Origin of the sequence: Neobacillus niacini, from assembly GCF_031456445.1 — a bacterium.
Classification (GTDB): domain Bacteria; phylum Bacillota; class Bacilli; order Bacillales; family Cytobacillaceae; genus Neobacillus; species Neobacillus niacini_I.
The window spans coordinates 1-15,974 of record NZ_JAVDUQ010000014.1; the positions used below are offsets into that span (position 1 = coordinate 1).

At 38.6% G+C, this 15,974-nt stretch carries 16 protein-coding genes; 11 read left to right on the forward strand and 5 right to left on the reverse strand.

Features of this window, described 5'->3' with window-relative positions; genetic code table 11:
* Positions 1–233: 233 nt before the first annotated feature.
* Both trpB and J2Y67_RS13125 read left to right on the forward strand, forming a co-directional pair.
* Complete coding sequence (trpB, locus tag J2Y67_RS13120) at positions 234–1,403, forward strand: tryptophan synthase subunit beta (protein WP_310174690.1); 1,170 nt, start codon at positions 234–236, stop codon at positions 1,401–1,403.
* Positions 1,404–1,659: 256 nt separating this feature from the next.
* Positions 1,660–3,168, forward strand: coding sequence for a DHA2 family efflux MFS transporter permease subunit (locus J2Y67_RS13125; RefSeq protein WP_310174692.1), 1,509 nt, complete (start codon positions 1,660–1,662; stop codon positions 3,166–3,168).
* Positions 3,169–3,212: 44 nt separating this feature from the next.
* Here the strand turns inward: J2Y67_RS13125 and J2Y67_RS13130 are convergent, their stop codons facing one another.
* Positions 3,213–4,238, reverse strand: a complete 1,026-nt coding sequence (locus J2Y67_RS13130; RefSeq protein WP_310174694.1) for an acyltransferase — start codon at positions 4,236–4,238, stop codon at positions 3,213–3,215.
* Between the two features lie 169 nt (positions 4,239–4,407).
* On the opposite strand from J2Y67_RS13130, the gene J2Y67_RS13135 reads away from it, so the two are divergent.
* The 4 genes from J2Y67_RS13135 (at position 4,408) to J2Y67_RS13150 (ending at position 8,322) form a co-directional block, all read left to right on the forward strand.
* Positions 4,408–4,731 (forward strand): hypothetical protein, encoded by a 324-nt coding sequence (locus J2Y67_RS13135; protein WP_310174696.1) that lies wholly within the window; start codon positions 4,408–4,410, stop codon positions 4,729–4,731.
* Between the two features lie 69 nt (positions 4,732–4,800).
* Positions 4,801–5,724, forward strand: a complete 924-nt coding sequence (locus J2Y67_RS13140) for an aldo/keto reductase (RefSeq protein ID WP_310174698.1) — start codon at positions 4,801–4,803, stop codon at positions 5,722–5,724.
* A 156-nt stretch (positions 5,725–5,880) separates the two neighbouring features.
* Complete coding sequence (locus tag J2Y67_RS13145) at positions 5,881–7,425, forward strand: DUF4145 domain-containing protein (protein WP_310174700.1); 1,545 nt, start codon at positions 5,881–5,883, stop codon at positions 7,423–7,425.
* Positions 7,426–7,848: 423 nt separating this feature from the next.
* A complete protein-coding gene (locus J2Y67_RS13150; RefSeq protein ID WP_310174702.1) occupies positions 7,849–8,322 on the forward strand; it encodes a hypothetical protein in 474 nt (157 codons plus the stop codon).
* An 11-nt stretch (positions 8,323–8,333) separates the two neighbouring features.
* Here J2Y67_RS13150 and J2Y67_RS13155 read toward each other — a convergent pair whose 3' ends face one another.
* Positions 8,334–8,534 (reverse strand): hypothetical protein, encoded by a 201-nt coding sequence (locus tag J2Y67_RS13155; protein ID WP_310174704.1) that lies wholly within the window; start codon positions 8,532–8,534, stop codon positions 8,334–8,336.
* A 158-nt stretch (positions 8,535–8,692) separates the two neighbouring features.
* On the opposite strand from J2Y67_RS13155, the gene J2Y67_RS13160 reads away from it, so the two are divergent.
* The 3 genes from J2Y67_RS13160 (at position 8,693) to J2Y67_RS13170 (ending at position 10,720) form a co-directional block, all read left to right on the forward strand.
* Positions 8,693–9,214 carry a DUF2179 domain-containing protein gene (locus J2Y67_RS13160; RefSeq protein WP_310174706.1) on the forward strand — a complete coding sequence of 174 codons (522 nt, stop codon included), beginning with the start codon at positions 8,693–8,695 and terminating at the stop codon, positions 9,212–9,214.
* A gap of 93 nt (positions 9,215–9,307) precedes the next feature.
* Positions 9,308–9,733: a hypothetical protein gene (locus J2Y67_RS13165; protein ID WP_310174708.1), complete on the forward strand. Its 426-nt coding sequence runs from the start codon at positions 9,308–9,310 to the stop codon at positions 9,731–9,733.
* Positions 9,734–9,823: 90 nt separating this feature from the next.
* The gene (locus J2Y67_RS13170; RefSeq protein ID WP_310174710.1) at positions 9,824–10,720 is read left to right on the forward strand and encodes a TIGR01777 family oxidoreductase; all 897 of its coding nucleotides are present in this window, start codon (positions 9,824–9,826) and stop codon (positions 10,718–10,720) included.
* A 249-nt stretch (positions 10,721–10,969) separates the two neighbouring features.
* Here the strand turns inward: J2Y67_RS13170 and J2Y67_RS13175 are convergent, their stop codons facing one another.
* Both J2Y67_RS13175 and J2Y67_RS13180 read right to left on the reverse strand, forming a co-directional pair.
* The gene (locus J2Y67_RS13175) at positions 10,970–12,313 is read right to left on the reverse strand and encodes a TldD/PmbA family protein (protein ID WP_310174711.1); all 1,344 of its coding nucleotides are present in this window, start codon (positions 12,311–12,313) and stop codon (positions 10,970–10,972) included.
* A 3-nt stretch (positions 12,314–12,316) separates the two neighbouring features.
* Positions 12,317–13,705, reverse strand: coding sequence for a TldD/PmbA family protein (locus J2Y67_RS13180; protein WP_310174713.1), 1,389 nt, complete (start codon positions 13,703–13,705; stop codon positions 12,317–12,319).
* Positions 13,706–13,949: 244 nt separating this feature from the next.
* Between J2Y67_RS13180 and J2Y67_RS13185 the strand changes: the two genes are divergently transcribed.
* Both J2Y67_RS13185 and J2Y67_RS13190 read left to right on the forward strand, forming a co-directional pair.
* Positions 13,950–14,453, forward strand: a complete 504-nt coding sequence (locus tag J2Y67_RS13185) for a hypothetical protein (protein ID WP_310174714.1) — start codon at positions 13,950–13,952, stop codon at positions 14,451–14,453.
* A gap of 226 nt (positions 14,454–14,679) precedes the next feature.
* Positions 14,680–15,762 carry an inorganic phosphate transporter gene (locus J2Y67_RS13190; protein ID WP_310174716.1) on the forward strand — a complete coding sequence of 361 codons (1,083 nt, stop codon included), beginning with the start codon at positions 14,680–14,682 and terminating at the stop codon, positions 15,760–15,762.
* Here the strand turns inward: J2Y67_RS13190 and J2Y67_RS13195 are convergent.
* Positions 15,759–15,941 (reverse strand): hypothetical protein, encoded by a 183-nt coding sequence (locus tag J2Y67_RS13195; protein ID WP_310174718.1) that lies wholly within the window; start codon positions 15,939–15,941, stop codon positions 15,759–15,761. The genes J2Y67_RS13190 and J2Y67_RS13195 overlap by 4 nt on opposite strands.
* Positions 15,942–15,974 lie beyond the last annotated feature (33 nt).

Here is a 15,974-nt window from a genome sequence, read left to right on the forward strand (position 1 = left end):
CCCCATTATCTAAATGATTTTTTATTAATTATACAAAAAAGTACCCTATAGGTAGACCTTTTTTCAAAGTGTCTACTCTATAGGGTACATTTTAATCCGGGATGCCTTTTATTAATTTAAAGCTTTAAAGCGTCGGGGGTCAGACCCCAAAAATCTTAAAAACGAAATAATTGGAAAATTCACTTAAATAATGTATAATAAATCGAAAAAGTGGAGAAGGAGTCGAGTGGAGAATGACGAGCTTGAGCACAGAGAAAAAAGGGTATTTTGGGGAATTTGGTGGGAGTTTTATTCCAGAAAACCTCCAGGAAGTGATGGATCAGTTAGAGGAACAATTTTTGCGCTATAAGGATGATCCTGAATTTCAGGAGGAATTTAAATTTTATCTTAAGCAATATATTGGTCGGGAAAATCCGCTTACATATGCAGAAAACTTAACACAGAAAAATGGCGGGGCGAAGATCTACTTGAAACGGGAAGATTTAAACCATACAGGTGCCCATAAAATCAACAATGCCATTGGGCAAATCCTCCTTGCGAAAAGGATGGGAGCCAAAAGAATCATCGCTGAAACAGGTGCCGGGCAGCACGGCGTAGCAACTGCAACAGCATGTGCGATGTTCGATATGGAGTGTATCATCTACATGGGTAAACTTGATACCGAGCGCCAGGCATTAAATGTTTTCCGAATGGAATTACTTGGTGCGAAGGTCGTGCCCGTGGAAAAAGGACAGGGGCGTCTGAAGGATGCCGTTGACGAAGCACTGGCCGATTTGGTACAAAACTATAAAAATACATTTTACCTGCTGGGTTCCGCAGTCGGGCCGCATCCATATCCAACAATGGTCAAGCATTTTCAGTCAATCATTAGTGAAGAGTCCAAACGCCAAATCCTTGAGCAGGAAGGCAAACTGCCTACAGCCGTGATTGCCTGTGCCGGCGGCGGAAGTAATGCCATTGGGGCGTTTGCTCACTATATCGATGAAAAAGAAGTAAGGTTAATCGGAGTGGAACCAGCCGAAGCTCCTACGTTAACGGAAGGAACCCCAGCTGTCATTCACGGCTTTAAATGTCTCACCTTGCTTGATGAAAAAGGCGAGCCGAAACCAACTTATTCGATTGCAGCAGGCCTCGATTATCCTGGTGTTGGTCCTGAACACAGCCACCTTAAGGTCAGCGGCAGAGCTGAATATGTAACCGTGACTGGTCAAGATGCGTTGGATGCATTCCAGATTTTATCTAAAACAGAAGGGATTATACCCGCATTGGAAAGCTCTCATGCTGTTGCCCATGCCATCAAATTGGCCAAAGAGCTATCGAAAGACGATATTTTGATTGTGAATTTGTCTGGTCGCGGTGATAAGGATGTTGAGCAGGTCTTTAAAATGTTAAAAAATAAATAAAGCAAAAAATCCCCGAATCTTTATAAGAACGGGGATTTTTTTATGATCAAGCTTCTTTTTTAAAATGAAAGGTTCTATTAAATACTACTTGTAATAAGCAAGTAATTTGACAAAGTACTTTAGACTCAATATATAATAATAAACATTGGAAAAATCCCATTAAGATCATTTTACGTTTTAATCATCCTTCATTTTCAAATACTATAAAAAACATAATTTTTTCTTTTCAAATACAAATTTAGGGGGAGATTTTTACTTGGACAACCAAAAAAAATCAAATTTATCAGTGCGAACGACACCTATTTTTGCCGTTCTCATTGCAGGTGCTTTTGTAGCCTTTTTAAATCAAACAGTCATAAATGTTGCATTGCCACAAATTATGAATACATTTCAAATTTCAGCTGCAACGGCAAACTGGTTAAGTACAATTTTTATGTTAACAAATGGGGTTGTGATTCCCATTACAGCTTTCTTAATGCAAAGATTTACGACCAGGCAATTATTTTTATTCTCAATGGGAATTTTCTCGGTAGGAACCTTTATTTGTGCGATTGCACCGGCATTTTCTGTTATCTTAGTAGGCCGGGTTGTGCAGGCGATTGGTGCCGGCATACTTTTTCCATTAATTACAAATGTCATTTTTACCATCTTTCCATTGGAACGACGTGGTTTTGCCATGGGTATTTTTGGTGTCGCGATGAACTTTGCCCCAGCCATTGGTCCAACCTGGGCAGGGTGGATTATTGAAACATATTCCTGGCATGTGATGTTTTATATCATCGCCCCAATTGGACTGATAGACTTTTTTATTGCCATTTTTCTTGTGAAAAATGTGTCAGAGACAAGCCGTCCAAAACTTGATGTCCTGGGTGTTATTTTATCGACCATTGGATTTGGCGGAATTCTTTATGGGTTCACTACAGGAGGAACAAAAGGGTGGAATGACCCCGAGGTTATTAGCTTGTTTATTGTGGGCGGGATTAGCTTAATCCTGTTTGTTTGGCGTCAGTTGACGGTAGATCATCCGATTTTAGAATTCAGGATTTTTAAATATAAGATGTTCACGTTAACCACTATTATAAATGTGATTGTCACAATGGCGATGTTCTCAGGCATGATTCTAATGCCGATTTATATGCAAAATATTCATGGCTTCAGTCCGCTCCAAGCCGGATTCATGCTCCTTCCGGGCGGGGTGGTAATGGGGATTATGTCGCCTATTACGGGGAAACTGTTTGATAAATATGGGGCAAAATGGTTAACCATCATTGGTTTAGCCATCACGATTATTACCACCTATGCTCTAACAAGACTACATACCGATACTTCGTTTTCGTATGTATTATGGGTATACACTTTAAGGATGTTTGGGATGTCACTTTTGATGATGCCAATTTTTACAGCTGGTTTAAATGATTTGGGACTTAGTTTAAATAAATTCGGTACGGCCATGGTGAATACGTTAAGAATGGTTGCAGGAGCTGTAGGAATGGCCTTTTTTGTCTCCATAATGACCAATAATGGGGAAAGCCATGTGAAAAACATCATGGGGGAACAGCAGATTTCTCCAACAGATAAGGTCCAAATGGCTCTGGCAATAAAGCAGGGAACGGTGATGGGAATTGATGATGCCTTTATGATTGCTACTTATCTAACCATTGCTGCCTTTGTTTTGGCTTTCTTTATTCGGACAGGGAAACCTGGAAGAACAGAAGAATCACCGAATCGAAGCAAAGTCATAAAAAAGGTACCGCAGCCGCAATAACCGTAGAAATGAAAAAGCTTGCATCATTTGCAAGCTTTTTTTCTTTATCGCCCAAATAATTGACTAGTTTTTGTATATTGAATAAAGTTGTAGGTTATATATGACATGGTGAAAACAAGAAAGGCATCCATCACGTTTAATGTTATACTATGTGTCATTTTTCCAAGACCGAAATGGTAGAATATAAAGTCGTCGATATCAATAAACAACACATGAATCGTATAGATCCCCAAAGCATTTCCGCCTATTTTTGTGATTAACATTCCCTTACCAACTTGTTGATTTTTGATTGTAAATAAAAACAAAAAAACGGTTAAAAAGATCGTAGAGAAAAAATACTCACCATGCTTAGCAGATAACACCTTTTCAAGCCAATATCCTTCAGATAGCTGAAGCGCAAAGAATAGGAAAAAGAAATAAAAATAGGTTTTTATTTCCCCTTTCCGAGACTGTTGAAAAGGGGAAGCAGAAGCAAACCAAAATCCTATTGTCGTATAAAAGAGGCCAATGAATAAGGCATCCCGGGTACTGTCTATTGGAATTTTAAAAAATTGCGAATACCCTTGACCAAAAAGACCCACTATATTTAAACAAAGACTAAGGATTAGGAGGATCCTAATTTTTTTAAGCTTGAAGAATAGATATAATAAAGCGATACTCCAAGCAAGAGAGATGACAAACCACAATTGATATCCGCTTGTTCCTTCACCATAGTATAGGAGATTCAGAGGAGTTAAGTTCTCTAAATATTTATCTAATTCTCGGCTATGGTTGCCGTTGCCCATATAAATTTGAAAAACATCATAAAAAATATAAAAAATTAGCCAGCTAAAATATATCTTTAAGATTTTAATTACATATTTCTTAAAATATTCGACAGATTTAGGATTGTTTATCACTTTAAGTCCAAATAAATATCCTGAAGCCGCAAAGAAAAACGGTACCGCAAACCTGGAAAAGTTATCAAGGATGAAGTAGCCGAGCTCATGGTCACTCGGGAAAGTATGAATAACTACAACCGCTACGATTGCAAAAAATTTAATAAAGTCGATTGCATAATTTCTTTCCATTGTCCGGCCCCTCTGTTTGTTTATCCAGGTAATGCTTATATTATGTCCTTAACAGAATGGATTATGTTTAACAATAATACGCGAATCGCTGACCATTCCATTATTAGAGAATAAAATTGATCCACTTTAAAATGGGTCATACTATTGAAAAATGGTAAGGAGGATCACCATGCCACGAAAATCATCGCAAAATAACGAGACCACAGAAGAGGAAACAAATGTAGTTTTTCTAAAAGATGAGGGGAATGAAGATGAAACTGAAAATCTAACCCGGATGCTGGCAGCTGTTATGAATTATCTTACAGATGATGAATTAGAAGAGATGGATATTGAATATTTATTGGACAACACAGTTGGTCTTCGGGACTGGTGGAATCAATATCGCGAAAGTAACAAAAAAGTAATCGAGGAAGAAATTAAAAAATCACTAGGGGACCTGTCCTTAAGAGATCTAGAGAAGATCCATGAACAAATAAAAGAAATCAAGGAATAGTCAGGCTATATCCTATACCTTTGTTTTCCAAATTTGTTATCATGTAGTCATGAGAGGAGATGATTGGAAATGGCACTTCAAGTTCAAATTGGGAAAACGGAGTTAAAGGTAAATCCAATAGGGTTGGGGACGAATGCGGTCGGCGGTCATAATTTATTTCCGATCCTTGATGAACAAGCTGGAAGACAGTTAGTGCAAACGGGACTCGCGAATGGGATTAATTTTTTGGATACGGCCTTCATTTATGGACCAAAACATTCTGAAGAAATCATCGGGGAAGTAGTAAAAGAGAACGGAAACCGTTCTGATGTCGTTATCGCCACAAAAGCAGCCCATAAAATGGTGGGGAACGAAATTGTAATGGATAATTCACCGGCTTTTTTGAAGGAATCGGCGGATGAAGCCTTACAACGGCTCCAAACCGATTACATCGATTTGTTTTACATACATTTTCCAGACAAGGATACGCCAAAGTATGAGGCAGTGGGAGCGTTACAGCGATTAAAAGAAGAAGGAAAAATTCGCGCGATTGGGGTTTCTAATTTTTCCATTGAGCAGTTGCGAGAGGCCAATATTGACGGATATGTGGATGTCATTCAGGGGGAGTATAACCTCTTAAATCGCGATGCGGAGATAGAATTGTTCCCTTATGTTATGGAGCATCAGATTTCATTTATACCATATTTCCCGTTAGCCTCTGGGGTATTGACCGGAAAATATGATAAAAATACGAATTTAGCTGAAAAGCGAGGTAAGTTCTTTCAAAAGGAATTATTTGAAAAAAACCTTGAAAAAGTAGAACGTATTAGAAAAATCGCCAATGAAAAAGACATCGATATCGCTCACGTTGTGCTTGCCTGGTATTTAACCCGTGATGCTATTGATGTCGTGATTCCAGGAGCGAAAAGAGCAGATCAGGTTTTGAATAATCTTAAAACGCTAGATGTTCAGTTAACTGTCGATGAAATTCAAGAAATCGACCAGATTTTTTAATTAAAAGGGAAGCTTATACAGACGGATCTAAGACAAAATAGGAAGTTGAGTGAAGAATCTAGCCTTCAAAAGGTTAATATAAGAATGCTAGGATGATATCATCCTGGCTTTTTCTATATGGTAAAATAGAAGATAAAAAGGCTGGAGGAACGAACGTTGGACAAACATTTTTTTTTCTACCAATTTCTAGAGCCCATTTCAAAAGAACTAGCCTTGGTCGCCAAGGAACTGGAAAATAGTATTTTTACCAGCCCGCGCACGATGCTTACACATGCTAGAGTTTTTGTTGAAAATATTTTGCAGCAGGTGATAAAGGCAGAAGAACTGCCTGACGAGCCAAGGACAAACTTAAAAGAACGGCTCGACATGTTAAACGACAGAGGGTATTTAATCCCTGAAATTCGTGATGCTTTACATTACATTCGGCAAAATGGAAATCAAGCGGCACACGATGCCCGGACTTTTCGTTTTTCAGAAGCGTTATTGTCATGGGAAGCAATTTATAAAATCGTTAAATGGTATGTAGACGTTTATGGTCCAGTGGATGTGACCGTCCCTGACTATCAGGATCCTTCTCCAAGAGTCGAACAATCTTATGATATGTCTGAATTGGAAGTGCGATTAAAGACACTGGAGGAACTTTTGAGAAACCCTCCTCCAAAACTGGCAGATGAAGCTTCCAATCATGAAGTGGCTGTCACACTTGAATCCCCCACTGAGGTTCAGGGACAACCTGGTTTTACTGCCATTCGTACCTTTACCTATAAAGGAAGAAAGCTTGATGTCCCGTACTTTCTTCGTGATGCCTTTCTTTTACCGCAGCGGTTCGAAAAATCTGAAACCTTTTTGATTCGTCTTGGTGCTGAACAGCAAGCGCGCATTATGAGTGAGTTACCGAATAATCTAGAAGGCTTACATAAGCATGTAAAACGATACAGTGAAAAGAATGATGAACTTTTCTTTACGGAATTAAAACAATTTATCGAAGAGGAAAAAATCCGCAGACAACTTACTATTGAACGTTCAGGGGAACTGTTCTTCTTTTTTAAAGCTGATCACATTGTTGTAACGGAGGAATTGTCAAAACTAGCTCTTACCTCCAATGAATTCACAGGAATGCCAGGTCTTTTAAGACAGCTAAATGATGATGAAATTGCAACAGTGGGGCAGCTGCCGCAGGAGCTTGTGATTTTAGCAAAGTATGAAAATGTTGGAATTGGTATTGTAGAAAAGTTGTTCCAACAATTGAAAACAAAAACAAATGAAAAAAAGACTGATTCTGAAAATAGTGACTTTTTTAAAGAAAGTCGAAGCTACAAAAAGTGGGATTCACTCTATGTCAACGTAAAGCTAGGGGAAAGCAAATCAGTCATACGCGGTGACAGTGTTCCTTCCTTATGGAAAGAGGGATTAAGGTGGATGGAAGAACGAAAATTACCTCTTCATACATTAGTAAAAGAAGGAATCGTCCTAGGTTCTACGGATGTCGGAAAACGCTACGCAATTGCACTAGAACCCATTCATAAGGACCAGCGCAGCTTTACGCAAACACACACCTATGAATCCATGATAACAGGTGAAATCTACTACCTTGAAACCAAAATCAATCCGAAATCTGGACTTGAAACACTAGGGAAATTATTGACAAGGTTAGGGGTAGAGGTAAGTATTCCATTGTTGATGAAATCTGATTTACATTAGGAGAATATTAACGAATCTAAGGCATTTTTTGGTCTTCTTAGTAGTTTTGGTCTACTCATCTATTATTTAAAAACTCCCTCAAAAATAAAATTTTCTTGCCCTTATGTATATTTCTTGCTACAACCATTTCTTAGGAATAAATAATCATTCATTTTTGGGATAGTCAAAATCATTTTTCTATCGGTGCGATGCTTCCATTAGGAAGGATCGCTTTTTCCTTCATAAAAAAGTATTTTTGTCGTTTCTCCGTATGTGACATGCAAACATTTCATACAAATATTTAAAAGGTCTGTCACACATTTGTATATCATAGGTATAAAAAGGACCTGATCAAAGGACGTTTCCATTCCCCAAACATTGCACCTGCTGCGAAATCCCAAGAAATTGAGGAAAATACAAAATTAAAAACAGGAGGGGCTGTTTATGAAATTTACAATCGAGTATATCCCGCTAAACAAAATCAAACCGGATTTAACCCTGAAAATTACCGAGCACATAAAGAAACTTCAAAGGTTAATGTGGGACTGCATGTTTGTTTTAGTTGTCAAGAAAAACCGGAAAGATGACACCTACATCATTGTTAGCGGTCAAGATCGATTCGAATCCCTAAAAAAACACACCAAAAATATTTATGCGCCATGTATTGTTGATAAAAGTAGTACCACCGGAATAATATCCAGGTTTTATCGCTTGTGGAACAAACAACCCCTAGATGACTTTCCTTTAATGCCTCACAGCTGGTCAATCTTTCGTTCCTTTTTGAAACAAGAGCCCCGCTTTAAAAATCTATCCCGATCCGAACAAATAAGGGTAATGCTTATAGCAGCACGTTATAGGAAAACCGTGATTTATACAATGAAAACGACAGTAGATACTTTTCTAAAATCTAAAGGATAATCCAAAGTTTATTAATTTTTTTCGGTTATTACCCATCCATCAGGTGTTTTTTCTATATTAAAAATATTCTCATCGAAATGATTTCGAAGTACTTTATATTCTTCATTTTCAATTTTAACCTTTGTTTTTTGGATTTGTTTAACTGTAATTTCCGGCTTTTTCACTTCAAATATTAAATCATCTATAATAAAATAGGTTCTTTGACGTTGCATCATTCATTTCCCCTTTTATATTTCATACGTAAACAATTCAGCAAAAATGAATCAAACCCTATTAAAAATTTATTAAGTTTTTGTAAAAAACTACCCATTACTGAGAAAAAGCATGTTTTCATTGCTGACATAATAAGGTAAAGGGTGGGGGTGTTTTTTTGTTTGGCTTAGAACCAATTATCTTCATTATTATTGTGATTAATATTCTCTATGTGACCTTCTTTACATTGCGGATGTTGCTGGTGATCAAGGGTCAAAAGGTATGGGCTTCAATCATTTCGATGTTGGAAGTGTATGTATATTTGGTCGGATTAACCATCGTATTGGACAACCTTAAAAACCCAATTAATATGGTTGCCTATTGTCTTGGTTGGGGTTTGGGTGTTTATCTGGGAGGTAAGATTGAAGAATCCCTTGCTTTGGGCTACGTAACCGTACAGGCCATTGTTAATCCATTTGATTTTGAGCTTTCCCGTGCGTTAAAAAGACAGGGCTACGGGGTTGCATCCTGGGCAGCTGATGAAAAGAGCGACAGACGAACCGTCATTCAGGTATTGGTGAAACGGAGGCACGAACAAAAAGTGGTAAAAATGATTAATAGAATGTCACCAAATGCTTTTGTTATTTCCTATGAATTAAAAAATTTCCAGGAAGGATTTTGGGGAAGCGGAACCTTTTAGCTTTACGTTTGAAGTATACAAATTTGAATAAATGGAAACGTATTTGCAAAGCCTTTAAATAAGGAATTTTGTTTGAAGAAAGAGGACAGGGCTATGTTTTCACTTCGCGGGGATGCACATAAGATTTATCTTCAATTAAAAAAAGCCTCGAGGGATGACCCATCCTTCACAGAAATAAAAAGGCTTTTAGAATTAGAGGAAATCCAACATTTCTACCATTCGATTGATACAGAGACATTAAAAAGGATTTATTATTGTATGGTAAAAGAGAAAAATGGATCGGGAATGATCCCGATTCTCGTCTCAACGATTCCCTGGCTGTTAGTCATATTTGCAAAACAACTACAAGATTTTGTTTTTCAAGACCATAGCATGGTTTGGGCGATATTCGCGATTATTTCTTTAATCATCCTTCTATACAGTGTCATCATACACTTTTACGAAAAATCATGGGCCGCCGTTCATATTGAAATCATTCAAGCAATTCTAAATGAACGAAAAAAAAGCCAGCAAAAATAAGGGGTGCTGGCTATTTTTATTTTAAAGAGAAGATAACTATGATAGAAAAGGGGACTCTATTAGAATTTTATCTTGCTTGGAGGGGAGACCATGAAAATTATTATTGCAGGCGGATCAGGGTTTATTGGGCAAAAATTAACAGAACTCCTTAAAGAGGATCATGAAATCATTATTTTAACAAGAAAAGGAGAACGGTCTGCCGGTAAAATAAAGTATGTTAAATGGCTTGAAGAAGGTTCACTTCCGGAAAAAGAAATTGGTAAGGCTGACGCTGTGATCAATCTTGCTGGCGTATCGATCAATGATGGACGATGGACACAACATCATCAAAAACAAATCTATGAAAGCCGAATGACAGCGACTGAGGAGTTGTTAAGAATGGTTGAGGCTCTTTCAGAAAAGCCATCTGTTTTTATCAATGCAAGTGCCATTGGAATTTATCCACCGTCACGTCATACTGTATATACGGAAAAATCAACGGAAGTAGCGGATAACTTTCTTGGCCATACCGTTTATGATTGGGAAAGCAAAGCGGCTCGGATGATGGAGCATGGTATTCGTACGGTCTTTATGAGATTTGGTGTTGTATTAGGAAATGAGGGAGGAGCACTTCCTTTGATTGCGTTGCCTTATCGGTTATTCATGGGTGGTACAGTTGGCTCAGGTGAGCAGTGGGTATCTTGGATACACGTAACAGATGTAGTCCGCGCTATTTGTTTTGCCATTGAAAACCATCAGATAAGCGGGCCAGTAAATGTGACGGCACCGAATCCAAAAGTGATGAAAGATTTCGGCAGGACGATTGGCGCGGTTTTACATCGCCCGCATTGGTTTCCGGTACCAGCCTTTCTCATGAAGGTGGTTCTCGGAAAAAAGAGTTCACTTGTCCTGGAGGGGCAACATGTTATACCGAAAGTACTAATGGAGGAAGGTTTTGAGTTCAAGTTCACTACATTAGAATCGGCATTGGGGGATTTATTTCAATAGGTGAATAGAATTCTACTTCGGTAAATAACTAAATTAAGATTATAGTTTTTTCTAAGTGGTAGGTGTATTAAGGACAAAATGCAACTGTGAAAACTACAAAATGTCCTATAAAAAGATTTTAAGGACAAAATCTCGTCATACAAACCAGCCAAAATTCTTTAAAAGAAAGGTTGGTCATCAAAAAGAGTCAGCCCACCACCGCATTAACGCAGTGGGGGTCTGACCCCAAAATTCACAATTACCCCAAAATTATTCCACCGTTACCGATAATGACTTCACTAATACCGAGGGAGACCCTACTGGCGAAAGGGGGAACAGTAAATCTGAGCCAATCTCCTCAACATCCTGTAATAGTTGATAATAATTACCCGCAATCGTCATTAAATTTACTGGGAATGCAATCTTGCCATCTTTAACATAGAACCCATTCGCCGCAAGCGAAAAATCACCAGAGACTGTATTCGCCCCGGAATGCAAGCCTGATAAACTGGTAATCAGGATGCCTTCTCCCATGGCAGCAAGTAAATCTTCAAACGATGAACTGGAAGGTTCAACATATAAATTTGATGGTCCGACTTTAACCGCACTCTTATAAGAATCTTTATGCGCATGACCTGTTGTAACAGTAGAATCCTTTTTGGCTGTTTTCTGGTTATGTAGCAAGGAATTTAAAACTCCGTCTTCGACTAATGTCAACCTCGTAGAAGCTACACCCTCGCAATCAAATGTTCGACTCGCCAGGCCATCCTCTAAGAATGGATCATCGACAATCGTGAGCTTCTCAGCGGCAATTTGCTTCCCAAGCTTATCCTTTAAGGAAGAAATCCCCGCTTGTGTACTTTCTGCCGAAAAATTAGTGGAATAAGTCGCTAACAGCTGGGCTGCAGCATCATTTTTCAATAGGACCGGATATTCTTTGCTCTCAATATTTCTTGAACCTAATTGTGAAAGTGCTTCATCTGCGGCTTTTTTGGCGATTTCCTTTGCATTTAGGCTATGGAAGTCCTTGGTTACAACAAATTCAGATCCCGTTTTCGTTTCTTCTCCGTCTTTTACAATAGCTTCGACCCAGACATATAAATAATTCATTTGATCACGTAAGGATAAACCTTTATTATTAACTAGATTTCGTGTGAGTGACTCTGCCCGAATACCGCAATAATCTGTTCCTACAATTCTAGAATCCTGTGCATATAATTCCCGTTCCATTTCTTGAATCAGTTGGATTTTTTCAGCAGTGCTTACCTCGTTTAAGGATGGTGAGTAAAAGCTAGCTTTTTCATATTGACTACTGCCAGCAAAGATTTCTTCCGCTTCATCATCCTGCACCAATCCAGCATTTTCCTTCGCATTCTCAACCAAGAAGGGAATAGAGGCCTCATCTAATTTTTCGGAATAGGCATAACCCATCTTTCCATCGATTACCCCACGGAAAGAAACACCGCCATCTTCAGCGATTTCATATTGATCGATTTCACCTTTAAATACTTGACATCCAAATATTTCCTTGTTCTCATAATAAATTTCGATATCTGTAAAACCGCTGGCAAGCGCTTGTGAAAATAAATTTACTTGGAATTCTTGAATGTTCATTCGTTATTCCCCCTTTGTTCCGCCGACTGTCATTTCGCTTACCCGAATCATTGGCTGCCCAACATTCACTGGGATACTTCCACTTAATGCACCGCACATCCCGGCGCCATGACCCAAATTATTGCCGACCATATCAACGAGCTGCAATGTTCTTGGACCGTTTCCGATTAAGGTTGCACCTTTTAGCGGTTTGCCAAGCTTACCATTTTTCACCTCGTACGCTTCCATTACGGCAAAATTATAATCACCCGTAGCAGGGTTAACCTGCCCGCCGCCCATATACTTTGTATAAATACCTTGTTCGGTAGCTGCGATAATTTCTTCAGGTGTTGATTTTCCGGGAGCAATATAGGTGTTGGTCATTCGAGAGGTGGGCGCAAATCGGAAGGATTGTCTTCTTCCAGAACCCGTTGATTCCATTCCCATCCTTCGGGAATTAAATTTATCAATTAAATATCCTTTTAAAATCCCATTTTCGATGAGGACGTTTTTTCGGGCTTTTTCACCTTCATCATCAATATTAATGGAGCCCCATTCATTTTGCAGTGTCCCATCATCAATATAGGTAACGATTTCCGGTGCCACCCGTTCCCCAATACGGTTCGCGAAAACCGAGTTGTTTTTCGCCACAGCGGTTGCTTCTAATCCATGTCCGCAGGCCTCATGAAAAATAACACCACCAAATTCATTATCGATAATCACAGGGAATTTTCCGCTTGGACAAGGACTAGCGTCTAGCATGGTTACCGCAATCCTTGCTGCTTCATTCGCATAATAATCCATATTTTGATTTTCGAAAAATTCAAAGCCTTGATGGGCACCCGGTCCGTAGAAGCCCGTTTCCATTTTGTTATCACGAACAGCTACAGCCTGAATCGCCATCCTCGAGCGGACCCGTTTATCCTCGATGAATTTACCTTCTGAATTGGCAATCAGAACATTTTGTTCTTCATCCATATAACGGACGGTTACTTGTGAAATACTAGAGTGATAGTTTTTGGCTGTATCAAAAACTTTTTTCATAATGGTAATTTTTCTTGATTTATCCACCTCTAGAGGCAGAAATTGAACTGGATGACTGGATTCGAAGGATTCTTGGATGAAAGGGGCAGGTTGGATGGTTGAATTTCCACTTATGGCTTGTGCAGCATTTTTGGCGGCCTTTAAAAGGCTTTCTTTTCGAAAATCTGTTGTATACGCATAAACACTTTGCAATCCTTTAAACACACGGATGCCAATCCCAAATTCACGACCGGAAAGGCAGGTTTCTACTTTACCGCTTCGTAGTGACATATTATTCGTGAAACGATCCTCCACAAATAGTTCAGAAAAGTCACCGCCGGTCGACAAGGCAGCTGTGAGTACGTCTTCAATTAAAGATTTACTAAGCATAGGGTCCCCCTTTGGATTTAAAAGATTTATATCCTCTTTGATTATATGTCTTAATCACTTAATCATACAAAGGAAATGCGCTATTTTGGTAAAAATAGATATTTTTAGAAAAAGGGACTTTTCTCTTATATTAAGTCATGAGGGTCAAATACTTTATCAATCACTAAATTATTTGATATATTTAATGAAATGTTAATAAATTTTAAAATAATTCTTGTGACAGCTGTATGGAGGAAACAGGTTTATGGTTGTTGTAAAATCAGTAAAAGTTGACGGAGAGAGTCTCTACATTTTTAAAAGCGCCATTTATATTTTTGAATCCGGTGCAGGTTTAACATTAGAATTGGATCTGATTGTTAGTGAGGTTGCTGTAAAAAAATATAAAAAAGAGGATACCCTGATTATTGAAATAGAATTAGAGGATGGGAGAATGATTAATTCAATTATGCATGTTAAAATCCTTTCTGGTGGATTGCCACAGCTCCATTTGATCTGTGAACTGGATGGTATTGAGGAGTATAAAGATTTCGAGCGGGTGAGCGAAAATGATTCATGGTTTCCGAATATTGAGGAGGGTATCACTATAGAGGAAATCAGAAAAGTGGAAATGCCGGACGAAGATGTAAGTTTAAAACTGAAGCTGCCAATTGATCAGGTGGAATGGTTAAAAGCGCAAAAAAAGGCACGGTTAAATGAATTGTTTAAAGAATTTTTATATGAGTATTGGGGTAAACAGAAAATTAAATAACTGAATGGGAACACGCTGGAAAAAGCGTGTTTTTTTATTTCATTGAGTTTTTCAAAAATTATTAATTATTATTTTTAAAAAATTCCCCAACATTTGAATATTCCTAATTGATTATTGCCGATAGGGACTGTATAATAATCATCATATAAATTATTCCTATCTGATTAGTATGAATTAAAGTTCAAAACATTAGGAATTTGAAATGATACATAAGGGGAGATGGACGATGTTTTGGACGTACATAGCATTTATCATCGCATTCTTTTTTGCAATGAATATTGGGGCCAGCGGAACAGCTGCATCCATGGGTTCCGCATATGGTGCTGGTGCAATAAAAAATAAGCGATTAGCCATGATCCTTGTGGCAATCGCAGCGTTTCTCGGCGCTGTCCTCGGCGGTGGCGAGGTTGTAAAAACCATTGGAAAGGGGATCATACCTTCCTCCATTCTTAGTATTGAAATGGTCGCCCTCATCCTTTGCGGCGCAACATTAACCTTATTTATCGCCAATCTGATGGGAATTCCGTTATCAACCAGCGAGGTGACGGTTGGCGCAATCGTGGGGGCTGGAATTGCTTATAAAAAGTTGTATTTTGATAGTCTTCTAGTCATTGTCACCTTTTGGATCCTTGTTCCACTCGTCTCCTTCTTTATTACGTTTTTCCTTGGAAAACTAATCTCCAAGGCTGAGAAGCGGTGGAATGGGTTGACAAAAAAAGGAAAATGGAAAAAATGGCTGGCAATACTACTCGTAGTAGGGGGCTGTTTTGAAGCTTTTTCTGCAGGGATGAATAATGTAGCAAATGCGGTTGGACCGCTTGTTGGTGCCGGAATGCTGGCTGCAAATAAAGGAATTTGGATTGGCGGTCTTTTTGTTGCCCTAGGTGCCATTTTATTGGGGAGCAGAGTCATTGAAACAAACGGAAAGAAAATCACCAAACTCTCCCTATTAGAAGGAAGCGCCGTTTCTTTTACAGGTGGAGCACTGGTGACGGTCGCCTCACTATTTGGATTACCAATTCCGCTGACACAGGTAACCACTTGCGGTATTTTAGGTATAGGGGTATCACAAAAGGGTTTTGGAATTTGGCAAAAATCTGTCATCCAAAAGATTTTAAAAGTCTGGTTGATTTCACCATTAGCATCCCTGGTGATTTCCTATTTGCTTATTAATCTCTTTATTCAAGGCAATATGTATAATATCTTCATTATCTTGAGTACCTTTATAGCAGGATTAGGTGTGTTAAGTCTTTCTGCCAATGTCCGTAAAGAGAACAGTACGACCCATGATGAAGGCGGGGGAATCTAGTTGTTTAAAGCTGCAGTCAGTAAATGGCTGCAGCTTTTTTCAGCTAATAGGAAAGTATAAACTTTTCCAAGTTTATACTTTCCTATTACGCATAAGTGCAACTTCGCCTCTGTCTTCGCCCTTAGGGGCTCGCCAATCGGCGAGTTTTCTTTATAATTTTTACCTTCAGCATCGTTCATAATACTTTGCTAAAATAGAATTAAACAGGCTAA